The 23,874-nt window shown below is 66.5% G+C and carries 21 protein-coding genes; 6 read left to right on the top strand and 15 right to left on the bottom strand.

Features of this window, described 5'->3' with window-relative positions; all coding sequences use genetic code 11:
* Position 1: 1 nt before the first annotated feature.
* Positions 2-622 (bottom strand): PilN domain-containing protein, encoded by a 621-nt coding sequence (locus BLS74_RS10785; protein ID WP_093105581.1) that lies wholly within the window; start codon positions 620-622, stop codon positions 2-4.
* Positions 619-1,698 carry a pilus assembly protein PilM gene (locus BLS74_RS10780; protein ID WP_093106143.1) on the bottom strand — a complete coding sequence of 360 codons (1,080 nt, stop codon included), beginning with the start codon at positions 1,696-1,698 and terminating at the stop codon, positions 619-621. Before BLS74_RS10780 ends, BLS74_RS10785 begins: the two co-directional genes overlap by 4 nt.
* A gap of 240 nt (positions 1,699-1,938) precedes the next feature.
* Here BLS74_RS10780 and BLS74_RS10775 point away from each other — a divergent pair, with 240 nt between their 5' ends.
* Complete coding sequence (locus BLS74_RS10775) at positions 1,939-4,344, top strand: penicillin-binding protein 1A (RefSeq protein ID WP_093105578.1); 2,406 nt, start codon at positions 1,939-1,941, stop codon at positions 4,342-4,344.
* Positions 4,345-4,347: 3 nt separating this feature from the next.
* On the opposite strand, the gene cyaY is transcribed toward BLS74_RS10775, so the two are convergent.
* Positions 4,348-4,680 carry an iron donor protein CyaY gene (gene cyaY / locus BLS74_RS10770; protein ID WP_093105576.1) on the bottom strand — a complete coding sequence of 111 codons (333 nt, stop codon included), beginning with the start codon at positions 4,678-4,680 and terminating at the stop codon, positions 4,348-4,350.
* Positions 4,681-4,766: 86 nt separating this feature from the next.
* On the opposite strand from cyaY, the gene BLS74_RS10765 reads away from it, so the two are divergent.
* Together BLS74_RS10765 and lysA are read left to right on the top strand one after the other, a co-directional pair.
* Complete coding sequence (locus BLS74_RS10765) at positions 4,767-5,093, top strand: LPS translocon maturation chaperone LptM (RefSeq protein ID WP_348272421.1); 327 nt, start codon at positions 4,767-4,769, stop codon at positions 5,091-5,093.
* Complete coding sequence (gene lysA / locus BLS74_RS10760; RefSeq protein WP_093105574.1) at positions 5,090-6,370, top strand: diaminopimelate decarboxylase; 1,281 nt, start codon at positions 5,090-5,092, stop codon at positions 6,368-6,370. Before BLS74_RS10765 ends, lysA begins: the two co-directional genes overlap by 4 nt.
* Here the strand turns inward: lysA and BLS74_RS10755 are convergent.
* The 5 genes from BLS74_RS10755 to BLS74_RS10735 form a co-directional block, all read right to left on the bottom strand.
* Entirely contained in the window at positions 6,360-6,998 is a 639-nt protein-coding gene (locus BLS74_RS10755) for a protein-methionine-sulfoxide reductase heme-binding subunit MsrQ (RefSeq protein ID WP_093106138.1), read from the bottom strand. The two genes, lysA and BLS74_RS10755, sit on opposite strands and share 11 nt — an antisense overlap.
* A gap of 88 nt (positions 6,999-7,086) precedes the next feature.
* On the bottom strand, positions 7,087-8,085 hold the full coding sequence (gene msrP, locus BLS74_RS10750; RefSeq protein ID WP_093105572.1) for a protein-methionine-sulfoxide reductase catalytic subunit MsrP: 999 nt from the start codon (positions 8,083-8,085) through the stop codon (positions 7,087-7,089).
* A 115-nt stretch (positions 8,086-8,200) separates the two neighbouring features.
* Complete coding sequence (ccsB, locus tag BLS74_RS10745; protein ID WP_093105569.1) at positions 8,201-9,517, bottom strand: c-type cytochrome biogenesis protein CcsB; 1,317 nt, start codon at positions 9,515-9,517, stop codon at positions 8,201-8,203.
* Positions 9,514-11,652, bottom strand: a complete 2,139-nt coding sequence (locus BLS74_RS10740) for a cytochrome c biogenesis protein ResB (RefSeq protein WP_093105567.1) — start codon at positions 11,650-11,652, stop codon at positions 9,514-9,516. Before BLS74_RS10740 ends, ccsB begins: the two co-directional genes overlap by 4 nt.
* 103 nt (positions 11,653-11,755) lie before the next feature.
* On the bottom strand, positions 11,756-12,430 hold the full coding sequence (locus BLS74_RS10735; RefSeq protein WP_093105564.1) for a c-type cytochrome: 675 nt from the start codon (positions 12,428-12,430) through the stop codon (positions 11,756-11,758).
* Between the two features lie 71 nt (positions 12,431-12,501).
* Between BLS74_RS10735 and yihA the strand changes: the two genes are divergently transcribed.
* Together yihA and BLS74_RS10725 are read left to right on the top strand one after the other, a co-directional pair.
* Complete coding sequence (yihA, locus tag BLS74_RS10730; protein ID WP_093105562.1) at positions 12,502-13,242, top strand: ribosome biogenesis GTP-binding protein YihA/YsxC; 741 nt, start codon at positions 12,502-12,504, stop codon at positions 13,240-13,242.
* Positions 13,239-14,150, top strand: a complete 912-nt coding sequence (locus BLS74_RS10725) for an alpha/beta fold hydrolase (protein WP_093105559.1) — start codon at positions 13,239-13,241, stop codon at positions 14,148-14,150. The genes yihA and BLS74_RS10725 overlap by 4 nt, the downstream gene beginning before the upstream one ends.
* Positions 14,151-14,309: 159 nt before the next feature.
* On the opposite strand, the gene BLS74_RS10720 is transcribed toward BLS74_RS10725, so the two are convergent.
* Both BLS74_RS10720 and BLS74_RS10715 read right to left on the bottom strand, forming a co-directional pair.
* A complete protein-coding gene (locus tag BLS74_RS10720) occupies positions 14,310-15,194 on the bottom strand; it encodes a lysophospholipid acyltransferase family protein (protein WP_093105557.1) in 885 nt (294 codons plus the stop codon).
* Entirely contained in the window at positions 15,191-16,081 is an 891-nt protein-coding gene (locus BLS74_RS10715; protein WP_093105554.1) for a lysophospholipid acyltransferase family protein, read from the bottom strand. The genes BLS74_RS10720 and BLS74_RS10715 overlap by 4 nt, the downstream gene beginning before the upstream one ends.
* Before the next feature lie 184 nt (positions 16,082-16,265).
* Here BLS74_RS10715 and metK point away from each other — a divergent pair, with 184 nt between their 5' ends.
* Entirely contained in the window at positions 16,266-17,447 is a 1,182-nt protein-coding gene (gene metK, locus BLS74_RS10710; protein ID WP_093105552.1) for a methionine adenosyltransferase, read from the top strand.
* A 3-nt stretch (positions 17,448-17,450) separates the two neighbouring features.
* On the opposite strand, the gene BLS74_RS10705 is transcribed toward metK, so the two are convergent.
* The 5 genes from BLS74_RS10705 to BLS74_RS10685 all read right to left on the bottom strand — a co-directional run bounded on the left by BLS74_RS10705 (position 17,451) and on the right by BLS74_RS10685 (position 23,773).
* Positions 17,451-18,083 (bottom strand): phosphoribosyltransferase, encoded by a 633-nt coding sequence (locus BLS74_RS10705; protein WP_093105549.1) that lies wholly within the window; start codon positions 18,081-18,083, stop codon positions 17,451-17,453.
* Entirely contained in the window at positions 18,084-20,201 is a 2,118-nt protein-coding gene (locus BLS74_RS10700; protein ID WP_093105546.1) for a TonB-dependent receptor family protein, read from the bottom strand.
* A 73-nt stretch (positions 20,202-20,274) separates the two neighbouring features.
* Positions 20,275-20,472 carry a hypothetical protein gene (locus tag BLS74_RS10695; protein ID WP_093105544.1) on the bottom strand — a complete coding sequence of 66 codons (198 nt, stop codon included), beginning with the start codon at positions 20,470-20,472 and terminating at the stop codon, positions 20,275-20,277.
* A complete protein-coding gene (locus tag BLS74_RS10690) occupies positions 20,469-21,650 on the bottom strand; it encodes a PepSY-associated TM helix domain-containing protein (RefSeq protein ID WP_093105541.1) in 1,182 nt (393 codons plus the stop codon). The genes BLS74_RS10695 and BLS74_RS10690 overlap by 4 nt, the downstream gene beginning before the upstream one ends.
* Before the next feature lie 20 nt (positions 21,651-21,670).
* Positions 21,671-23,773, bottom strand: a complete 2,103-nt coding sequence (locus BLS74_RS10685) for a TonB-dependent siderophore receptor (RefSeq protein WP_093105538.1) — start codon at positions 23,771-23,773, stop codon at positions 21,671-21,673.
* Positions 23,774-23,874: the final 101 nt, after the last annotated feature.

The following is a 23,874-nucleotide window of genomic DNA, read 5'->3' as shown; positions in this document are numbered from 1 at the left end:
CCTATCCCTTGACTGCGGCCGATGCCGCCGTGGCCGCACCGGCCGCGGCCTTCTGAGCATCCGTGGGCCGCTTGAGGCCGATGCGCATGGTGAAGTTCGCAACCCGGCGCTGGTCACGCGGACTCAGATTGATATTCGCGGACGTGATTTCGACCAGCTCCGGCTTGACCAGCCACGGGCTGTTGTTGCCAAGATTGCGCAGCAGTTCCGACACGCGTTCGTTGGACTGCGCCATGCCTTGAAGCGTGACCGTCTGGTTGTCCTGTTTCATGCTCGTCAGATAGACACCGTCCGGCAGCTGGCGAACGAGCTCGTTGAGCAGATGCACCGGCAGATTCCGATCGCCCTGCAGGTCTTCGACCGCCTGTTGCCGTGCACGCAAGGCCGCAATTTCGGCCTGCAAGGTCGAGATCTCCTTGATCTCCGCTTCGAGCTTGGTGATCTCGGACTGCAGAAAGCTGTTCTTCGCTTGCTGGCTGGAAATCTGAGCCTGGTACCAGAGGAATGCCGCACCTGCGATCAGGCAGCCGAGGACCGCCGAGGCGCCCAAAGTCGCATAGAAGGCCTCTCGCCTGCGCTTGCGCGAAGCCTCCCTGTGCGGGAGCAGATTGATCAGAATCACTGCAGAAACCTCCGCATCGCCAAGCCGCACGATGTCAGATAGGACGGGGCCTCACGGCGCACCTTCTTCTCCCGGATTCCACTGCCGATCTCCATCCCGTCGAAGGGATTGACGAGCGAACAGGCAAATGAAGTCTGCCGCGTCACGGCGCTGGTCAGCCCAGGCAGCGATGCCGAGCCGCCCGCCAGCAACACGTAGTCGACGCGGTTGTGCGGCGTGCTGGTAAAGAAGAATTGCAGCGCCCTGGCGATCTCCTGGGCGATGCTTGCCACGAAGGGCTTCAGCACACCCGAACCGTAGTCGTCGGGCAAATCGCCGCTGCGCTTCTTGGCTTCCGCCTCTTCCGCGGAAAAGCCGTACTGCCGAACGATCAGCTGGGTGAGCTGGGCGCCGCCAAAAGCCTGGTCGCGGTCGTAAAGCACTTCCTGGTTGCGCAAGACCTGCATGCTCGTGGTGAACGCTCCCACCTCGAACAGCGCGACCACGGCATCGCGGCCTTGGCCGGGGAGTTGCTCGATGAGCCGCGCCGTGGCCAAGCGCGAAGCATAGGATTCGACATCGAGAATCATGGCCTTCAGCCCTGCCGCCTCGGCCAAACCTTGGCGGTCCTGCACCTTTTCCTTGCGCGACGCGGCGATCAGAACCTCGACATCGCCTGCCGAATTGGCGCTCTGCCCGATGACGCAAAAGTCCAGGCTCACTTCGTCCAGCGAAAAGGGGATGTATTGATTGGCCTCGGACTCGACCTGGATCTCGAGCTCCTGCTCGCTCATGCCGCCCGGCAGAACGATCTTCTTGGTGATGACGGCCGAAGGCGGCAACGCCAAGGCGGCGTTTTTGGTGCGGGTGCCACTCTTGCGGACAACGCGCCGCACCGCTTCGGCGACCTCGTCGAACTTCTCGACGTTGCCGTCGGTGATCCATCCCCGTTCCAGAGGCTCGATCGCACAACGCTCCAATACCAGCTTGCCGCTGGCATCGCGGCCGAGCTCGACCAGCTTCACACTGGACGAACTGACGTCCAACCCGAGCAGTGGCGCGGGCTGACGGCGAAACAACGATCCCAAAGCAGTCAAGTTCGATCCCATCCGTTTGTAACGATTGGAAATATTTGCGAGTGGTTGCATGCTAGCAGGAGGTGCACGGGCAACCAAGCGGCGAATCCTCACTCCAGCGACAAGCGTTGTCAAAAGGGGACGTAACAGTACGGTTCTGCAACTTCGGTCACAAATGCGAGTACTTGGGTTTTATGCGCGCCCCCAGAGCCGTCCGAAGGGGTCGCCTTTTTATAATGAGCGCTGACTTCTCCACCTTTCATGCCCGAAAAAACTCGCCCCAACGGGCCCGCCAGAACCCCTCCTCCCACGCGCCCGGCCTGGCTTTCATGGCTCATGCGCATCGTGCTGTGGGGCTTGGGTATCGCTGCGGCCGGGGCGGCATCCCTGGTCTGTGTGATTGCCGTCGCGCTGGCCGTCGCCTATCCGAACCTGCCGGACATCTCCGAGCTCGCCGACTATCGCCCCAAGCTGCCACTGCGGGTTTTTTCCTCGGAAGGCACTCTGATCGGCGAATTCGGCGAAGAGCGCCGCAACCTCACCCCGATCGCGACCATCCCGAAGATGATGAAGGACGCCGTGCTGGCGGCGGAGGATGCGCGCTTCTACGACCACGGCGGGGTTGATTACAAGGGCCTGGTCCGCGCCGGCCTGGCCAATATGAATCGCGTCAAGAGCCAGGGCGCCTCCACCATCACCATGCAGGTGGCGCGCAATGTCTACCTGAGCTCGGAAAAAACGCTGACCCGCAAGATCTACGAGGTGCTGCTGACCTTCAAGCTCGAGCACCTGCTCTCCAAGGACCAGATCTTCGAGATCTATCTGAACCAGATCTATCTCGGCAACCGGGCCTACGGTTTCGCGGCGGCATCCGAAGCCTATTTCGGCAAGCCCCTCAAGGACATCACGATCGCCCAGGCGGCGATGCTGGCCGGGCTGCCGAAGGCGCCCGGCGCCAACAACCCGGTCAACAACCCTGCTCGTGCACGAGGGCGCCAGCTCTATGTGATCGACCGCATGCAGGAAGCCGGCTTCATCACGGCCGAACAGGCAGCAGAAGCCAAGAAGGAAGAGCTGCACCTGCGCGACGCCGCGGATCCGACGCGGCTGCATGCCGAATACGTGGCCGAAACCGTGCGCCAGCTGATGTACGCACAGTATGGCGACAGCACCTACACGCGCGGCCTCAAGGTCTACACCACGCTGGTGGCCGCCGACCAGGCCGCCGCGTATCGCGCTTTGCGCAAAGGCATCATGGACTACGAGCGCCGCCAGATCTATCGCGGCCCCGAGAAGTTCGTCGACCTGCCCGCCGATCCCAAGGAGCTCGACGAGGCAGTCGACGACGCCCTGGCCGATCATCCGGACAATGGCGATGTGATGTCAGCCGTGGTGCTCAGGGCCAGCGCCAAGGAAATCAACGCCGTGCGCGGCAACGGCGACACGCTGCAGATCATCGGCGACGGCCTGCGGCCCGCGCAGTCCGGGCTCTCGGACAAGGCGCCGCCCAACATCAGGATCCGTCGCGGCGCGGTGATCCGTGTCGTGAAGACCCCGAAGAACACCTGGGAGATCACCCAGCTGCCCGAGGTCGAGGGTGCTTTCATCGCGCTCGACCCGCGCGACGGCGCGGTCAAGGCCATGGTCGGCGGCTTCGACTTCGACAAGAACAAGTTCAACCACGTCACGCAGGCCTGGCGCCAGCCGGGATCGAGCTTCAAGCCCTTCATCTACTCGGCCGCGCTCGAAAAGGGCTTCACGCCCGGCACGGTCGTCAACGATGCGCCGCTCTTCTTCGACGCCGGCACCACCGGCGGACAACCGTGGGAGCCCAAGAACTACGACGGCACTTTCGAAGGACCGATGTCGCTGCGCCGCGCGCTCGCCCGCTCCAAGAACATGGTGTCGATCCGCGTGCTGCAGTCGATCGGCACGCGCTACGCGCAGGACTGGATCAGCAACTTCGGCTTCGAGCGCGAGAAGCATCCCGCCTACCTGCCGATGGCGCTGGGCGCCGGATCGGTCACGCCGATGCAGATGGCCACCGCCTACTCGGTGTTCGCCAATGGCGGCTACCGCGTCAATCCCTACCTCGTGACGCGCATCACCGATCACAAGGACAAGGTCCTGGTGGAGACGCAGCCTCCGCTGCTCAACGAAGCCATGCGCGCGATTCCCCAGCGCAATGCCTTCATCATGGACAGCCTGCTGCAGGAGGTGGCGCGCAGCGGCACGGCCGCCAAGGCGCAAGCCACGCTGAAGCGCCCCGACCTCTACGGCAAGACCGGCACCACCAACGACTCGCTGGACGCATGGTTCGCCGGCTTCCAGCCCACGATGGCCGCGGTGGCGTGGATGGGCTACGACACACCGCGCAAGCTCGGCGATCGCGAGACCGGCGGCGGCCTGAGCCTGCCCATCTGGATCAGCTTCATGGAGACCGCCATCAAGGGCGTGCCGGTGGCCGAATTGAACACGGCGCCGTCCGGCGTGGTCAACGTCGGCGGCGAGTGGTACTACGACGACTATGCACCGGGCCGAGGCGTCGCGACCCTGGGCGTCGAGGCCGGCCCGACGCCGCCGGCCGAAGCGATCTCGGGCGTGCCAGTCAGTCCGGCGCCGCCGCCGGAAGAGCGCAACCGCATCCTCGAGTTCTTCCGCAACTGATCGTCAGCCGGCCACGAACTGCAAGGGCTGCCCGGCTTGCGCAGTCGCTTCGCGCGACAGGTTGCCGAAGAGCTCTTCCCCGGTCTTGGTGTCGACCCACGCACGGCCGTCGTGCCGGTAGTGGTAGCCGCCGGACTTGGCCGCCAGCCAGATTTCACGCAACGGCGGCTGCAGGTTGACGACCAACTGGCTACGGTTGCGAAAGGTGATCGTGATCATGCCGCCCACGCGCTGGTTGTCGATATCGGCGTCGGTCGCGTCGTTGATGCGGTCGCAGCTGCGCTCGATGGCGGCCAGCGCCGCTTCCGCGCGGTCCATGTACTCGGGGTCGGTCATTGCAGTTCTTGTACCTTCGCGCTCAGGCGCTTCATGAGGGGTCTCGTAGCGGGCTTTCCGGCACCGCTTCCGAGCACGATATTGCCGTGAATCCGAATCCGTCGTGCAGCAGTGGGCTTGGCAATCGCAATTCGACGGTGACCGAGGTCAGGCGGTCCGCCAAGCGACCAATGGTCGAAACGTACAATTTCACCATGTTGAATGTTCATCAAATTCTAGTGAGCGCAATTGGCCTCGCAATCGTTGGGGTCGCGCTGACCGGCTGCGGCCAGAAGGGCCCGCTCTATCTTCCGACCGATCCGGCCGCAAAGAATCGCGCCACGCTGCCGGGTTTGCTGATTCCCGAATCGTCGCGCAACGAGCCCGCCAATTCGCCCGCACAGGCGCCGGCAACGACCGAAGGAACGAAGTGAGCAGCGACCCGCGCCTTCCGGGACATCCCCACATCGCACGCAAGAACGGCACCTTGCACGTCGAAGGCGTGCCGCTTTCGACCCTGGCGCGCGAGCATGGCACGCCGCTGTTCGTCTATTCGAAGCAATGGATGCTCGATGCGCTCGGCGCCTACCAGCGCGGCTTCGAAGGCCGCGACGCGCTGGTCTGCTATGCCATCAAGGCCAACTCCTCGCTGGGCGTGCTGCGCGTCTTTGCCGAAGCGGGCTGCGGCTTCGACATCGTCTCCGGCGGCGAGCTCGCGCGCGTGCTCGCCGCTGGCGCCGACCCTGCCAAGGTGATCTTCTCCGGCGTCGGCAAGACGAAGAGCGAAATGCGCCAGGCGCTCGCGGCCGGCATCGGCTGCTTCAATGTGGAAAGCGAGGCCGAGATCGATGTGCTCAACGCCGTCGCGCTCGAAGAAGGCCGGCGCGCATCGATCAGCGTGCGCATCAATCCCAACGTCGACCCGAAGACGCATCCCTACATCTCGACCGGCCTCAAGGGCAACAAGTTCGGCGTGGCGCACGACCGCGCGGTCGCGATCTACCAGCACGCCGCGTCGTTGAAGGGGCTGCAGATCGTCGGCATCGACTGCCACATCGGTTCGCAGATCACCGACGCCTCGCCCTACCTCGAAGCGCTGGAGCGCGTGCTCGACCTGGTCGAGGCGATCGAGAAGGCCGGCATTGCGCTGCATCACCTCGACTTCGGAGGCGGGCTGGGCATCGACTACAACGGCGACACGCCGCCGGCGGCCGATGCGCTGTGGCAGCAGCTGCTCGCGCGCCTCGATGCGCGCGGCTTCGGACGACGCCGGCTCATCGTCGAGCCCGGACGTTCGCTGGTCGGCAACGCCGGGGTTTGCGTGACGGAAGTGCTCTACACCAAGCCGGGCGAGGACAAGAACTTCTGCATCGTCGATGCGGCGATGAACGATCTGCCGCGGCCCGCGATGTACCAGGCTTTTCACCGAATCGTTCCGGTGGCTGAGCGCCAGGGCGAGACCGTCAGCTACGACGTCGTGGGCCCGGTCTGCGAGAGCGGCGACTGGATCGGCCGCGACCGCGCGCTGGCGGTGGAAGCAGGCGACCTGCTGGCCGTGCTTTCGGCCGGCGCCTACTCCATGGCCATGGCGAGCAACTACAACACGCGCGGGCGTGCCGCCGAAGTGCTGGTCAGCGGTGAGCGTGCCGCCTTGATCCGCCGGCGTGAAAGCATCGAAGACCAGCTGCGCAGCGAACAGCTCAGCGACTGACCGGGCGCAGCGCAGGGCGCTGCACCCTCTTCTTGCCGCTCGCGAAGTTCCAGACGCGCCAGCCCAGCAGCAGCGCGATGATCGCGGCATAGACGAACACTTCCGCGAAGTCGTTCTTGCCCGCGCGCATCCAGAAGAAGTGCAGCAGGCCCAGCCCGGCGATCACATAGACCAGCTTGTGCAGCGTCTGCCAGCGCTTCGCGCCCAGCGCCTTGATGGCCCGGTTGAACGAGGTCGCGGCCAGCGGCGTGAGCAGCACGAAGGCCGAGAAGCCCACCAGGATGAACGGGCGCTTCGCGATGTCCTTGGCGATCTCCGGAACGTCGAAGCCCATGTCGAACCAGCTGTAGCTCAGCAGATGGACCACGACATAGAAATAGGCGAACAAGCCCAGCATGCGGCGAAAGCGCGCCAGCGCATTGGTCTTGGTGATCACCCGCAGCGGCGTGACGGCCAGCACGATGCAGATGAAGCGCAGCGTCCAGTCGCCGGTCGAGCGGATCAGGTACTCGGCGGGATTGGCGCCCAGGCCATCGGTGAACGCACCGTAGACCAGCCATGCGAAGGGCAGCAATGAGAGCACGAACACCAGCGGCTTGGCCGCCGGGTGCATCAGAAGCTTGTTCACGAAGCCGCCGCCGGGCCGCCCCAAGGCGGCTTGCGCCCCCTTCGGGGGCAGCGAGGACACGCCAGTGCCGAGCATGGGGGCAGCCATTTCAATAGAACTTCTTGAGGTCCATGCCAGCATAGAGCTGGCCGACCTGGGGCTCGTAGCCGTTGAAGATCTGCGTCTTGTGGCGCTTGGCGAACAAGCCCCCGCCGTCGCCGATGCGCCGCTCGGTCGCCTGGCTCCAGCGCGGATGATCGACGTTCGGGTTCACGTTCGAATAGAAGCCGTATTCCTGCGCCGCGGCCTTGTTCCAGGCCGTGCCGGGTTCCTTCTCGACAAAGCGGATCTTGACGATCGACTTGCCGCTCTTGAAGCCGTACTTCCAGGGCACGACGATGCGAACCGGCGCGCCGTTCTGGTTGGGCAGCACTTCGCCGTACATGCCGAAAGTCAGCAGCGTGAGCGGGTGCATTGCTTCGTCCATGCGCAAGCCCTCGACGTAGGGCCAGTCGAGCACGCGCGAGCCGACGAAGGGCATGGTCTTGGGGTCGGCCAGCGTGACGAATTCCACGTACTTGGCGTTGCCCTGCGGCTCGACCTTCTTGATGAGTTCGGCCAGCGAGTAACCGACCCACGGAATCACCATCGACCAGCCTTCGACGCAACGCAAGCGGTAGATCCGTTCTTCCTGCGCGCTGAGCTTGATCAGGTCCTCGATGTCGTACTTGCCCGGCTTCTTGACCAGGCCTTCGACCTCGACGGTCCAGGGCCGGGTCTTCAGGGTGCCGGCGTTCTTGGCCGGATCTGCCTTGTCGGTGCCGAACTCGTAGTAGTTGTTGTAGCTCGTCGCGTCCTTGTAATCGGTGAGCTTTTCCATGGTCTGCGCACCCGGCACCGCCGACTTCGCGCCCTTCAGCGCCGCCAGCTTGCCCGGCGCGGTGGCCTGCGCCAGGGCGTCGCGCGCGGCCCACGAGGCCAGGGCCGCTCCGGCGACGCCGCTCGCCAGCAGCTTGAGCATGTCGCGCCGCCCTTCGTAGACGCTGCGCGGCGTGATCTCGCTGGAATGCGGGTGAATGAAGCCCTTGTCGCGGGAGTGAATCAACATGGATCGCCTTTCGCCTGGATGGTTGTGCTTGAAGGAGTTCGTTCCCAATGCTGATTCGGTTACGCGCCAGGCGTTCATCCGGTTTCACTTCACCGCGAAAACCCGCCGGCCGCTCCTACAAGGTGCCGTAGCTGTGCAATCCGCTCAGGAACATGTTGACCCCCAGGAAGGCGAAGGTCGTCACCGCCAGCCCGCCCAGCGCCCACCAGGCTGCCACCGTGCCTCGCAGGCCCTTGACCAGCCGCATATGCAGCCAGGCCGCGTAGTTGAGCCAGACGATCAGCGCCCAGGTTTCCTTCGGGTCCCAGCTCCAGTAGCCGCCCCAGGCGTCGGCCGCCCACAGGGCGCCGAGCACGGTGGCGATAGTGAAGAAGGCAAAGCCGACCGTGATGGACTTGTACATCACGTCGTCCAACACCTCGTTGGCCGGCAGCCGCGCGGCGATGCGCTTGCGGCCCAGCAGGATGCCGGCGGCGATCAATGCCGAGATGGCCGCATAGGCGAACCAGTAGCTGCCGCCGGCTTCCTGCACGCGCTGGCGGAACGCCACGGGCACGAAGCACAGCGCCACGCCAAGCAGCCACATCGGCGTGAGCTTGTACCAGCGGGTCTCCTGCGCCTGCTCCTTGATGAGGTAGGCGAAGGCCACCATCGCCGCCAGCGCAAAGGTGCCGTAGCCGATGAAGTTGGCCGGCACATGCAGCTTCATCCACCAGCTCTGCAAAGCCGGCACCAGCGGCTGGATTTCGTGGGCTTCACGCACCAGCGTGTACCAGAGCAGGAAGCCGACCGCGGCGCTGACCACCAGCATCACGAAGGCACCCAAGGCCCGCGTGCCGTAGCGCGATTCGAAGTAGAGATAGAAGGTCGCCGTCAGCCAGCAGAACAGCACGAACACCTCGTAGAGGTTGCTGACCGGGATATGGCCGATGTCCGGCCCGAGCTGGTGGCTTTCGTACCAGCGCACCATGGAGCCGATCAGCGCCATCGTGACGGCCGCCCATGCGAGGCGCGAGCCGATGAGGTCCATGGTGTCGGCCTGCTTGGCCGCAAAGAAGCCGATCCAGTAGAACAGCGTGCTCATGAAAAAGAGCACGCTCATCCACAGGATGGCCGACTGGCTGGACAGGAAGTACTTGAGCCAGAACACCGTGTCGGCACGCGCCAGGTCGCCCTGGTAGGAGGCGATGCCCAGCAGCGCGGCTGCCGCCACCACGATCGCCAGCACGCGCAGCGGCCGCCAGAACCAGCCGAGCCAGATGGCGGCGGGCATCGCCGCCAGCAGGATGATCTTCTCGTAGATGTCCATCGCGCCGACATAGCGCGAGAACGCGAACAGTCCGCCGGCCAGTACCAGCGCGGCAAACACCCAGTCGAAGGCGTTGCGGCGCGAAAGCCAGCCGTCGTTCAGTGTGAGGGTGGTGGTGCTCATGGGGCGGTGTCTTTCCTGCTGGCGAGCAGCTTGTCTTTGAGACGCTCGAATTCGCGATCGCTGTCGATGGTCTTGCGGTTGACCGAAAAAGCCATGGTGGCCGCCGTGCCACTGGCGCTCGCGTCCTTGGCGAGCCACACCCACAGCCTGCGCTCGCGCACGTACAGCATCGCAAAAATGCCCACGATCAGCAACAGGCAACCCAGATAGACCACGTTCTTGCCCGGCGCGCGAGCGACCTGGAACACGCTGGCCTGCACCTGCTTGAAGTCGGTCATCATCATCGCCACCGGCGCGGGGTAGAAATACGCGTCGCTGATGGCGAGCACCGCCTGGGTCAGGAAGGCTTGCGACTTCTCGTCGGCCGGCAAGGCCGCCATCCCCGCCTTCTCGCGGCTCAGATTGAGCACCTCGAACAGCACGTCGTTGAGGATGCGCACCAGCACCGCGCCGGCGCGCTCCCGGTCGGCCTCGGGCACGTTCGCTTCCATGAATTCGGCGATCGCCTGCCAGCCTCCGGCGCTCACCGCGTCGGCCTTGGCCCGCTCGGTGCCCGCGAACAGCGCCAGCGCGCGGCCGGCCGAGATGCGCAGCTGCTCGGCCAGCTCGGGCCGCTTGGAATCGGCCGCGCGCGCGATGTAGCGCTCGATGGCGCGCGTGCGCGTGTCGGCATCGGCCAACGCGGCGCGCATGCGCACGAAGCCGTCCATCGAGCCCTGGTCGTCGGCCGGTACGCGCAAATAGCGGAAGGGCTCCTCCGGCCGCTCGCGCATGCCGAGCAAAAAGACCGGCTGGCCGTCGCCGGTATCGACCGGCACCATGTAGTTCTGGTACTCGCGCGCCTGCCCCGCGGCATCGCGCAGCTTGTAGCCGATGCTCGGGCCGATGTTGCGCAGCACCTTGGGCTTGTTGGTCTTGTTGGCCGCGCCCAGGCGCGATTCGATGCCGCTCGTCAGGTCGACCTTGCGCACGTCGGCGCCGCTGGTCATCGCACCGCCGGCGCTCTCGCCGAAGTTCTCGACGTTGATCACGCGCAGCGCCGTGTACTCGAGCGTCAGCCGGTCGGTGCCGTTGGTGATCTCCGAGCTGTTGCCGATGATGCCCTCCACTTCGAAAGGCTTGGCCGCAGCCGCCATCGGCACCGCCTTGAGCTTCACGCTGGAGCCGCCGTCGTCGAAACTCGACTGGTAGATCTCGATGCCCTTGTAGCTGGCCGGGTGGTTCACCTCGATGCGCGCCGGCACCTGCGCGCCGGTCTCGCGGTCGTGCAGCACCACTTCGCTCGCGAACAGCTTGGGCATGCCGGTCGAGTAATAGTCGACGATGAACTTCTTGAGCTCGATCGAGAACGGAAGGTCCTGCAGCAGCACGCCGTCGGCCTGGTTCAGGATCGCGACGCTGCCCTGTCCGCCTTCGGGCACCAGGATGTTGCCGCGAAAGGTCGGGTTGCTGGGCGACAGGCGGTGCCGTGGCGCAACGTCCGCGATCAGGCCGCCGCCGGTGTAGACGCTCTTGCCGTTGAACCAGGTCTGGGCGCGCACGATCAGGTCGCCGTCGAGCAGGCCGCCGAGGCACACCAGCACGATCGCACTGTGCGCCGCGATGTAGCCGAGCTTGTGGGCGCCGCCCGCGCGCGCGGCCACCATCCAGCCGTCGCCGTCGCGGTGCTGCAGCTTGACCTTCCAGCCGCCGCCCGCCAGCAGCTGGCCGATGCGGTTGGCCGCGGCGTCCGGGCTTTCGTCGAGAACCGTTTCGGCCCGCTGGCCGAAAGCCTTGAGGCTTTGCGCGCGGATGCCTTCCTTGAGAGTCCTCAGGTCCTTGAAGATGTGCGGCGTATTGCGCGCGATGCACAGCGAGGTGCTGATCACCAGGAAAGCCAGGATCAGCAGGAACCACCAGGCGCTGTAGATCGAATCGAGCCTGGCCGCGCGGAACACCTCGGCCCAGAAAGGCCCGAACTGGTTGACGTAGTTGTTGATCGGCTCGTGCTGCTTGAGCACGGTGCCGATGATCGATGCAATGCAGATGACCGTGAGCAGCGCGATCGCGAAGCGCATCGACGACATGAGCTCCACCGCCGCGCGGACCACGTGGGGGCCGCGCCGGACTCGAAGGCCGTGGGTGGAAACTGACATGAAGGGGAATCGTGGAAAGCAAAAAGGCGGGCCATCCTCGCTGGATCGGCCCGCCTTGTTTGGGTTTGTTATCGGCGGTTAGTTCACGCTTGCGCGCCGGAAATCAACGCAGCCCGGCAATGTAGTCGGCCACGGCCTTGATCTCGCGGTCGTTGAGCTTGGCGGCCACACCGGTCATCTGCGCAGCATTCAGGCGCCCGCCGTCGCGGAACAGGGTGAGCTGCTGCACGATGTAGTCGGCATGCTGGCCACCCAGGCGCGGGTACTGGGCCGGGATGCCGGCACCGTTGGGGCTGTGGCAGCCGGCGCAGGCCGGGATCTGGCGATCGCCCAGGCCGCCGCGGTAGATCTTCTCGCCGAGCGACACCAGGTCCTTCTCCTTCGAGAAACCGGTCTTGACCTTCTTGGAACCGACGAACCAGGCGATGTTACGCATGTCTTCGTCGGACAGCGCCGAAGCCAGCGGCTTCATGATTGCGCTCTTGCGCTTGCCGGACTTGAAGTCCTGCAACTGCTTGAGGATGTATTCGGGGTGCTGCTGCGCCAGCTTGGGATTGGCCGGGATGGCCGAGTTGCCGTCCGCGTTGTGGCACGAGGCGCAGCTTTGGCTGTTGGCCGGCGCGGCATTGAAGATGGTGTCGCCCTTGGCGGGATCGGGCTTGGGCGACTTGGCAGGCGCCTCGGCAGCCGGCTTGGCCCCGGGCTCATCGGCCGCGAAGCTGGTACTGGCGGCGGCGCCCATGAGGGCTGCGAGCAGAAAATGAGCGAACAACTTCATAGCGGGGGGCTTGGATTTATGGCGCAAAACCGCGCGATTCTACAATGGCGCCCCGTTCCGAAAGCTCATCGATGACCACCCCGCGGCGCCTGCCGGCCACTCCCCCTTCCCGCAAGGCCCCTGTCGTCGATGCCGCGGCCGCCGAACGCATCCGCGTCGCACGCGGTTGGCTGCACACTGCGCACTTCCTCACGAGTGCGCCCCAACTGGAACACCTGCCGGCCTTCGACCTGCCGGAGATTGCCTTCGTCGGGCGCTCGAACGCCGGCAAGTCGACCGCCATCAACACGCTCACCCAGCAGACGCGCCTGGCCTTCGCCTCCAAGACGCCAGGGCGCACCCAGCACATCAACCTGTTCGGCGTCGGCAAGCAGAAGGTCGACGACGCCGTGCTGGCCGACCTGCCCGGCTACGGCTACGCAGCCGTGCCGCGCGAGGCCAAGCTGCGCTGGCAGCGCGTCATGGGCAACTACCTGATGACGCGCGAGAACCTGCGCGGCGTGGTGCTGATGTGCGACCCGCGCCACGGCCTCACCGAGCTCGACGACATCCTGCTGGAAGTCATCCGCCCGCGGGTCGAGCAAGGCCTCAAGTTCCTGGTGCTCCTGACCAAGGCCGACAAGCTCACGCGCTCCGAAGGCGCCAAGGCGCTGTCGATTGCGCGACTGCAGGCCGGCGGCGGCGAGGTCAAACTGTTCTCGGCCTTGAAGCAACAGGGAGTCGACGAGGCGGCCGAACTGCTGTGGCGCTGGGCCCATCCGCAGAACGAGCAGCCCGCAGAACCGACAGAAGAAGGAGACAACGAGCCATGATCGAAACCTTTGCGCGCGCGCTGCCCAACGGCACCACGCTCAGCTGCCGCGCCGCGGGCGCACCCGGCCGCCCCCTGATGGTGTTCCTGCACGGCTTTCCCGAGGCCGCCTTCATCTGGGACGAGCTGCTCGAATACTTCGCGAGCCCCGAGCACGGCGGCTACCGCTGCGTGGCGCCGAACCTGCGCGGCTTCGAGAAATCGAGCTCGCCCACCGAGGTATCGGCCTACCGCGCGCACCTGCTGGTGCAGGACATCGAGCAGCTCGCCCAAAGCGAAAACGCGGACGGCCGCATCGAGGCCCTGGTGGCGCACGACTGGGGCGGCGCCTTCGGCTGGGGCTATGCCAACCAGCACCCGGACAAGCTCGGCCGCCTGGTCATCATCAATTCGCCGCATCCGGGCACCTTCACGCGCGAGCTGCTGAACAATCCCGCGCAGCAGGCCGCGAGCGCCTACATGAACTTCCTCGCGCGGCCCGATGCCGAAGCGCTGCTTTCTGCCGACGACTACAAGCGCATGTGGCTCTCCTTCACGCAGATGAAGGCCGGTGCCGACGGTTTCGGCTGGCTGACCGAAGAAGTCAAGAACAAGTACCGCGAGGTGTGGGACGCGGGCCTCACCGGCGCCTGCAACCTCTATCGCGTCACGCCGATGAAGCCGGCCTTGCCCGGCAAGCCGTCCGAGATTCCGACGCTGCCACGTGAGCGCCTCGTTGTGGAGGTGCCCACTTTCGTCTTCTGGGCACTCGATGACGCCGCGCTATTGCCGGGACTGCTCGAAGGACTCGAAGAGTACGTGCCGAAGCTCGAGATCAAGAAGGTGCCCGGCGCCACGCACTGGATCGTGCACGAGCAGCCGCAGTACGTCGCGAGCGAGATCGAGGCCTTCCTGCAGCGCAATCAATAGACTGCGCCCGCCGCCGGGCCGCCCCAAGGCGGGCCGCGCCCCGAGTCGCCGCCAGAGGCAGCACCCCTTCAGCCCGTCCAAGCCTGCGCAGGCAGGCTTGGAGCCGCGGGCTTCAGCCCCTCGGGGGTGGCGAAGCACACGAAGTGGCAAGCCGGGGGCTCAGTACACAGGCGCCGCACCATCCGGCCGCGTCTTGAAGCGGCGGTGCACCCAGTAGTACTGCGAGGGCATCCTGTCGATGTAGCCTTGCAGGCGCTCGTTCATCAAGGCGGTGTCGGCCACCACGTCCTCGCTCGGGAAGTCCTGCCAGGCCGGCAGCACCTCGATCTCGTAGCCGTCCCTGGTGAGCTTCGAGACCACCGGCACGACCTTGGCCCGGCCCAGGCGGGCGAAGCGCGACAGCGAGGGCACGGTGGAGGCCGGCACGCCGTAGAAGGGCACGAAGACCGTCTGGTCGCGGCCGAAGTCCATGTCGGGCAACAGGTACAGCAAGCCGCCCTTGCGCAGCCCGGCCAGGATCGGCTTGATGCCGTCGACCCGGTTCAGCGCGACCACGTTGCCGAAGCGTTTGCGCCCCTCGCGAATCCACTCGTCCACCATCGGATCGCGCTGCGTGGTGTAGATGGTGGTCGAGGGCCGGGCCGTGTGCATGGTCAACGCCGTGGCCGCCGCATCGAGGCCGTAGAAGTGCGGTGCGAACAGGATCATCGGCTCGCTCCCGTTGGCGATCTCGTCGATCTCCCGGGCCGATCCCTTCACCGTGAGCCGGGCGGCCACCGTTGCTTCCGGCGCATGCCAGAGCCAGCTGCGGTCGAGCCAGGACTGCGCCACATAGACGAAGGTTTCGCGTGCGATGCGGCGTCGCTCCTCGGGCGACTTGTCCGGGAAGCACAGCGCGAGGTTGGTATCGACCACGCGCCGGCGCCGCGCTGCGACGGTATGCAGCACCCGGCCCAGAAAAGCGCCGAAGCCGCGCGCCAGAGGCAGCGGCACATGGGCCAGCGTGCGCATGAAGCCGATGCCGAGCTGGGACGACAGGCTCATGGTGCCGCCTCCACTGCCGCCCCCGGTGCCGCCTCGCCGCGCGGCTGCTTGTAGCGCGCATAGTCCCAGACGTACTGGCCCGGCAGCCGGCGGATGAGCCGTTCGATGCCTTCGTTCATGGCGGTGGCGGCGGCTTCGGGCGTGGCCTTCGGATCGTTCAGCGCGGTGCCATCGAAGGCTTCGATGCGGATCGCATAGCCCGCGCCCCGCGGCAGCCGCTCGCAGACGGCAAGGAACACGCGCGAACCGGTCTGCTGCGCCAGACGCGGCAGCAAGGTCATCGTGTAGGCGGGCCGGCCGAAGAAAGGCGCCCACACGCCCTGCCCCAGCGGCGGCACCTGGTCCGGAAGGATGCCGGTGTAGCCGCCGGCGCGCAGCGTGCGCATCAACCCGCGCACCCCGCCCACGCTGGTCGGCAGCGTCTGCAGACCGCGCCGGTCGCGCGAACCGGCGATCAGTTCAGCCATCCATTTCTTGCGGGCCGGCCTGAACAAGGCCGTGATCGGCCCGTAGGCATCGACGAAGCGTTCGCCGACCGCCTGCCCCAGGGTCTCCCAGCTGCCGATGTGCGGCGAGACCAGGATCACGCCCTTGCGCGCGGCCAATGCGGCCTCCAATTCGGCGTCGCCATCCCACCGGACGATGCGCGGCAGCACGCTCTCGCCCTGCGGCCGCGCCCACAGCCACGGCAACTCGGCCGCCATGGCGCCTGCCGCGGCAATGGCAGGCCGGTATTGCGCAGGGCTGAAGCCGGCGCTCTCGGCGTTTTCCTTGAAGCGCTTTCGGTAGGTCGGCGCCAGCCACCAGACCAGCCAGCCCAGCCAGCCGCCGACCGCATGCATCAAGGGCAGCGGCACACGGGCGAGCAATCGAAACAAAGCAATCATCGACACGGAGGGGGGGTGAAAACCAGGACGCGCGCGCAGGGTAACGCGGCTCGAATAGAATGCAAATTGTCGCTGAGTTATGGAACTACTTGCAGGGCGACGTTAAACATCACTGCTAAAGCGTTCGCCAAAGCTCCTGATGGGTTGGCAACGCGCCAATTCACTTGCATGGAGTTTTACCGAAATGGCGAACGACTTTCTCTTCACTTCCGAATCGGTTTCCGAAGGCCATCCCGACAAGGTGGCGGACCAGATCTCGGACGCAATTCTGGACGCGATCTTCGCGCAGGACCCGCGCAGCCGCGTGGCCGCCGAGACGCTGACCAACACCGGCCTCGTGGTGCTCGCCGGCGAGATCACGACCAACGCGCACGTCGACTACATCCAGGTGGCGCGCGACACCATCAAGCGCATCGGCTACGACAACACCGACTACGGCATCGACTACAAGGGTTGCGCCGTGATGGTCTGCTATGACAAGCAGTCCAACGACATCGCGCAGGGCGTGGACCATGCGAGCGACGACCACCTCAACACCGGTGCCGGCGACCAGGGCCTGATGTTCGGCTATGCCTGCGACGAAACGCCCGAGCTGATGCCCGCGCCGATCTACTACGCGCACCGCCTGGTGGAGCGCCAGGCCCAGTTGCGCAAGGACGGCCGCCTGCCCTTCCTGCGCCCGGACGCCAAGAGCCAGGTCACGATGCGCTACGTGGACGGCAAGCCGCACAGCATCGACACCGTCGTGCTCTCCACGCAGCACCACCCCGACCAGAGCGAAACGCCGACCAAGATGAAGGGCAGCTTCATCGAGGCCGTGATCGAGGAGATCATCAAGCCGGTGCTCCCCAAGGAGTGGTTGAAGGAAACCAAGTACCTGATCAACCCGACCGGCCGCTTCGTCATCGGCGGCCCGCAGGGCGACTGCGGCCTCACGGGCCGCAAGATCATCGTCGACACCTACGGCGGCGCCTGCCCGCACGGCGGCGGCGCATTCTCGGGCAAGGACCCGAGCAAGGTGGACCGCTCGGCCGCCTACGCGGCGCGCTACGTGGCCAAGAACATCGTCGCCGCCGGCCTCGCGCGCCAGTGCCAGATCCAGGTCGCCTATGCGATCGGCGTGGCCAAGCCGATGAACGTGACGGTCTACACCGAAGGCACGGGCGTGATCTCCGACGAGAAGATCGCCGCGCTGGTGCAGGAGCACTTCGACCTGCGCCCCAAGGGCATCATCCAGATGCTCGACCTGCTGCGCCCGATCTACGGCAAGACCGCTGCCTACGGCCACTTCGGCCGCGAAGAGCCCGAGTTCACCTGGGAGAACACGAGCCAGGCAGCGGCGCTGCGCGCGGCCGCCGGACTCTGAGCGTCAGCGCCGCTGGCGCAGCAGTTCTCGAACCTCTTCGTCGCTGGTCTGCGCGAAGTCCGCATACCAGAGGCCGACCGCCCGGAAATGCTCGGGCGTGAACACGCTCAGCACCTCGTCGGCCACGGTGCTCAGCAACTGGACCGCCTCGCGCGAGGCCACCGGCACGGCCACGATGATGCGCTGCGGCTCTGCGGCACGGGCCGCCAGCACGGCTGCATGCATGGTGGCGCCGGTGGCGAGGCCGTCGTCGACCAGGATGACGACATGCCCCGCGAGTGCGAGCGGCGCGCGCTGGCCGCGGTAGAGCTGCTCGCGCCGTGCCAGCTCTTCCGTTTCGCGCGCGACCACAGCTTCCATGGCCCGCTCCGACACCGGCCAGAAGCCGGGCAGCTCCGACATCACGCGCACGCCGCCCGATGCGATGGCGCCCATCGCGAATTCTTCCTGGCCCGGAAAGCCGAGCTTGCGCACCACCAGCACATCGAGCGGCGCGTGCAGGAAATGCGCAACCTCCCAGGCCACCGGCACGCCGCCGCGCGGCAGCGCGAGCACGACGACATCGGGGCGCCCGCGCCACGCGTCCAGTGCCTTGGCGAGCTTGCGGCCCGCATCGCGTCGGTCCCTGAAATCCATTCAGAAACGATACGCCGCTCCCATGCCGATCGTCCAGTTGCGGCCCGGGGAGGGTTCGAAATAGCGCATGTTCGACTCGTTGACGATCACCGAGCCGATGTAGCGCCGGTCGAAGACGTTGTCCACGCGCGCGAAGGCGTTGAACTCCCAACGCTCCCAGCGCTTGAGGTAGCCCGCATAGAGCGCCACCACCGCGTAGCCGGGTGCTGCAGCGTCGTTGCGGTCGTTGGCCTGGATGCGCCCAAGTGCGCGCAACTCGGTACCGGCGCGCCAGCCTTCGGGCGGCACCCAGCCGAAGGACGCGAAAAGCGCATGCTCCGCGATCCCAGGGATGCGGTTGCCCGCCGGCACCGTGCTGATCGCGCTGCAAGGCGTCGGCGAGCAGAAGCCGTCGCGGTAGCGCGCATCGAGCCAGGTGTAGGCGAGCTGCGTGCGCCAATGGTTCGCCGTCTCGTGCTGCCAGGAGAGCTCGAAGCCGTCGCGCTGGGTGCGGCCGGCGTTCTGAAAGGTGGCGCGGCCTCCGAAGTTGGTGTTGGTCACGATCTCGTCGCGCGTCCGTGTCTGGAACAGCGCCGCTGTGAGCAGGCCGCCACCCAGGCGCGCCTTGGCGCCGACCTCGACGCTGGTGTTCACCGAAGGCTGCAGAGCGAAGTTGAGCCCGCCGAAGCCGTCCGCGCGGTAGGAGAGCTCGTTGAGCGTCGGCGTCTCGAAGCCGCGGCCGACGGAGGCGTAGAGCGCCAGATCGGGCGTGGCCTCGTAGCGCAGCGAAGCCACCGGCAGGGTCTTGCGGTAGCGCGCGCTGCCGCTGTCGTCGCGGTTCGGGCCGACGATGTGGAGATCGTGCGAGGAGAAGCGCACGTTGCTGCGTCGCACGCCGGCTTCGAGCGTCCATCGATCGGCGAAGCGCCAGCTGCCCTGCACGTAGGGATCGAGGTTGCGCACCTCGTTGCGCTCGTTGCGGCGCAAGCGGCCCAGCACGCCCAGGGCCAGTGGCGCACTGGACCGGCCGACGAAGTTCTCCCAGCCGCGGCGGCGCTCGCGCAGGCCGTCGTAGGCCAGGCCGGCGACCAGGTCGAAGGGCCTATCGGCCAGCTGCAGCCTGGCGCTCCAGCGCAGGTCCACGCCGCCGTAGTCGCGCGCCAGGTCGATCACGCCGCCGGCATGCAGCGGGTTCTGCTGCACGAAGGTCGGGATCGCCTGGAACTGGACGGTGCTGCGCTGGCCGCCGTAGACCATCAGGCGCAGCGTGTTCGCGGCATCGATGCGGCGCTCGTAGCTCAGGCCGAGCTGCTGCTGGTCCACGGTCTTGCGCGTATCGAACTGCGTGGCGACCGGATCGACGCCGCGCGGGTTCAGCGCGTACTGGCTGGCCGACAGCCCCAGGGGGTCCTGCGCATAAAGATGCACGCTGTTGAAGACCAGCGTGAGCTTGCTGCCGTCGTCGAGCCGGAAGCCCAGCTTGCCGTTCTGGATCTCGCGATCCGCCGCGCTGTGCTCGCGCCAGCCGTCGGTGTGGAAGCGGCTGGCGCTCAGCAGGTAGTCGATAGCGCCCGAGGAACCGCTGAGCTTGCTGCCGACGCGCGCAGTGCCGAAGCTGCCACCGGCCAGCGAGAAGCCGAGCAGCGGCGGCCCCTGCCCGTCCTCGGTGAACACCTGCACCACGCCGCCCGAGGAATTGCCGTAGAGCGCCGAGAAAGGCCCGCGCAGGATCTCGACACGGTCGGCCGAGCCGATGTCGATGTTGGAGGTCTGGCCCTGGCCGTCGGGCAGCGTGGCCGGGATGCCGTCGACATAGAGCCGCACGCCGCGCACGCCGAAGGTGGAGCGCGCGCCGAAGCCGCGTATCGACAGCTGCAGATCCTGCGCGTAGTTCTGGCGGTTCTGGATCTGCAGCCCGGGCACGCTACCCAGGCTTTCGGACAGGTTCACCTGCAGGCGTGCGTCGCGCATCTCGTTGCCTTCCACGCGGTCGACCGAACCGGGCACATCGAAGGGCCGCGCCGCGCCGCGCGGCGTGGAGACCGTGATCTCGCGCAGCGTGGGTGCGGACTCGGCATCCTGCGCCGAGGCGGAAGACGCGGCAAGCAGCAGGCAGGCCGTGGCGACGGAGGATTTCATCGCGGCGATTCTGCGGCCAGCCGCCGCGCCGCCACGACGGGCAAGACCCTATGGCGCCGGATCGAGGCCGCGCCTACGAACGCCGAGGCCGGCGCCAGCCGTACCAGGCGCCCACCGCGCACGGAATGCCGAGCGCGACCCACGCCAGCGCATCGCCAACACCGCCGTCGCTGAAGAGCGCCGACACCAGCCCGATGCAAGTGAGCACGCCCAGCACGATCGGCCAGCCCCACATGGGCCAGAAGCGAGGGCGCTGGTGGTGCTTCGTCATGAGCCCGCCTTCGCCGCCGTGGGCTGCGCCAGCGGAACGGCCGCCTGATGTGCCGCTTCGTCGGCACGCGCTGCGGCCGGCACGGCGTTGCCGCGCTTGAGCCACAGATAGAGCCCGCTGCCCAGCACGATGATGGTCGCGATGTCGAGCAGCGCCCAGAGGATCTGCATCGGCATGCCGCCGTAGTCGCCGAAGTGAAGCGGCTGCGAGACCAGGAGTCCTGTCAGGTACCAGGGCAGCTCGGGGCTGGCCGTGATCGCATTGGTCTTGGCGTCGACCAGCACCGGCTGCAGCAGGCGCGAAGTGAAGGGTTCGCTGCCGCGCAGGAACACGGTGTTGTGATGCGGGCTCGAGAAGGCCGTGCCCGGGAACGCGATGAAGGAAACCTTGTTGCCCGGCGCACGCTCGAGCGCCACGTCCAGCGAGCGCTGCACCGAGCCGCGCTCGGCCTTCGGCACTTCGGGCTGCCCCTGGTAGGGCGCGAGCAGCGTGCTCAGCTGGTCGTACTGCCAGTACTTGATGATCAGGTCGGCCCAGGTGTTGATCATGCCGGTGGCGCCGACCGTGAAGGCCCACACCAGCGTCACGATGCCCAGCAGGTTGTGCAGGTCCAGCCACTTGAGACGCGGCCGGCGCTCGCGCCGCACGGTGCCGAAGTCCAGCTTGCGCATGAAGGGTGAATAGAGCACCACGCCGGAGACGATCGCCACCAGCAGCAGCAAGCCCATGAAGCCGAGGAACAGCTTGCCGGGCAGGCCGGCGAACAGGTCGACGTGCAGCTTGAACATCACGTACATGAAGCCCTCGTCGAACTTGGGCTGCGCCAGCACCTTGGCCGTGCGCGCATCGACCGCAACCGACTTGAAGTCCTCGGTCGGCGCCGGCGTGGGCGTGAGCGTGACGAACCACAGGCCGTCGTCGTCCTCCGGCTGCGAGACGAACTGCACCACGCGCTCCGGATGCAGCGCATGCGCGACCTCGATCACGCGGTCCAGGCTTGCGCGCGGCGTGCCGGCGGGCATCTTCGGCGCATCGACCTCGGTGCCCAGCAAGTGGCCGATCTCGTGATGGAAGATCAGCGGCAGCCCCGTGATGCACAAGAGCAGCATGAACACGGTGCAGACCAGGCTGCTCCACTTGTGCACCCAGGCCCAGGTCTTGATTCGTCGGCTGTTCATCGCGGTTTTTTCTCAGGGGTTCAGAAGCGGTAGGTGGCGCTGGCCACCACGTTGCGGCGCGTACCCCACCAACAGTCGCCGCGCGCGAGGCAGGTGCTGAAGTACTCCTTGTCCGTCGCGTTGTTGATGTTCAGCGCATAGCGCCACTTCGCGGTCTCGTAGGCGAACACGAGGTCCAGCAGCGCGACGCTGGGGATGCGCGGGCCGTAGCCGCCGAAGGAGACATCGCGGAAGGCGCCCATGTAGCGCACGCCCGCGCCGGCCGAAAAGCCCGGCGTGCCGGCGATGGCGAAGCGGTACTTGGCCCAGAGCGCCGCCTGGTGGCGTGGCAGGCCTTCGAGCTGCGGGTCGAGGTCGGTGTAGTTGTAGTGCGCCGTGACATCCAGGTTCGACGTGATCGAGCCCTTGGCCTCGAGCTCGACGCCGCGCGTCTTGGTCTGGCCGATCTGCGCGTAGACGTTGGGCAGCGGTTGGGCGATCTGGTTCTTCTCGCGCAGATCGTAGACCGCGGCATTGAAGGCGAGGCTGCGGCCCGCGGGCTCGTACTTGACGCCGACTTCCCACTGCTCGCCGCGCAGCGGCTTGAACACCCGGCCGTCACGCGGCGACTGCGGCGTGAAGGACTCGGCATAGCTCACGTACGGCGACCAGCCCGACGGGAAGGCATACAGCACGCCGAAGCGCTTGCTGGTGGCGCTGTCCCTCGAATCCTCGCTGCCCTCGGCGCCGGCGACGACGCGGTCGTGCCGCAGGCCGGCGATGAAGTTCCAGTTTCCCAGCTTGATCTGGTCCTGCAGGTAGACGCCGGTGGCGCGCTGCGTGGTGCGCGGCCGCGCCGTGCGTTCCGGTTCCAGCCGATTGCCGTAGACCGGGGCATAGGCGTCGATCTCGCTGGTGGAGATCCCGCCCCACACGTTCTCGCGATGGCGCTGGTAGTCGGCGCCGACCAGCAGCGTGTGCTTGAGCGCGCCGGTATCGAAGTGGCTCTCGAGATGGTTGTCCAGCGTGTCGATGCGATTGCGCGTGAGCGAGCTGTCGAGCGAGCGCGACAGGCGCCTCTTGCCGACCGGGTCGGCGCCCCAGCCGCCGGTGATGGTGAAGAAGTCGCCCCAGTGGTAGCTGTTGTCGTTCTCGTTTTGCGCGTGGCGGAAGTTCTGGCGGAAAGTGAAGTTCTCGTTGAACTTGTGCTCGAACAGCCAGCCGAAGGTCTTGCGCTCGCTGTCGTAGTAGTCGCCCGGCTCGCCGATGAAGCGGCTGGTCGGCAGGCGCCCGTTCGGGTTCGGGAGGATCGTGCCTTCCCACGGGAAGAATTGCGAGCTCGAGCCGCTCTTGTCCTTCTGGTAGAGGCCCTGCAGCGTGAGCGAGGTCGCCGCGCTCGGGCGCCAGGTCAGCGAGGGCGCGATCAGGCTGCGGTCGTCGGGCACGAAATCGACCTGCGTGTCGGCCTTGCGCTGCACCGCGATCAGCCGGTAGGACCACTGGCCGTCCTCGGTCAGCGGCCCGGTCAGGTCGGCCTGGATCTGCTTTCGGTTCCAGCTGCCGTACTGGATGCCCACTTCGCGCTGGGTTTCGAGCAAGGGTCGCTTGCTCACCATGTTGACGATGCCGGCCGCGGTACCGGATCCGAACAGCATGCCCGAGGGCCCGCGCAGCACCTCGAGGCGCTCGAGCGTGTAGGGCTCGGTGCGCGTGGTGCTGGTGTAGTAGCCGTAGGCCTGGCGCAGGCCGTCGAGGTAGACGTCGGGATACGCGCCGCGAACGCGGAAAGAATCGCTGCGCGCGTCGAGGCCGTAGGCGTCGGAACGCACGCCGGCCGCGTAGCCCAGCGCATCCTGCAGGTTGGTCGCGCCCTGGTCCACGATCTGGTCGCGCGTGATCACTGTCACCGCCTGCGGCGTTTCGGAAAGCGGCGTGTCGGTCTTGGTCGCCGTGGCGGCGTTCTTCGCGCGATAGCCGATCACCGGACTGGTGGCGGATTCGGTTTCGGCGCTGGCGTCGACCCGCACCTCCGGCAGAACGGCGCCGCTGCCCGCTTGGGCAAAAACCTGCGATTGCGCAGACACGGCCAGGCATCCGGCCAGGAGCGATGCGGCCTTGCGCCGCGCGGAAAAACTGGAGTTCAAACCCTCATCCCGAAATCTTGTTAAGAGTGATTCGCATTCTATTGGTGAATTAAATGAAGACTCAACAATCCCGTAGACAGGCCGCTCCTTCGAGGCAGGGT

It is taken from the genome of Variovorax sp. CF079, assembly GCF_900101545.1.
Lineage (GTDB): Bacteria > Pseudomonadota > Gammaproteobacteria > Burkholderiales > Burkholderiaceae_C > Variovorax.
Note: the sequence above shows the minus strand (reverse complement) of the source record. Positions and strands in the feature narration are given on the sequence as shown.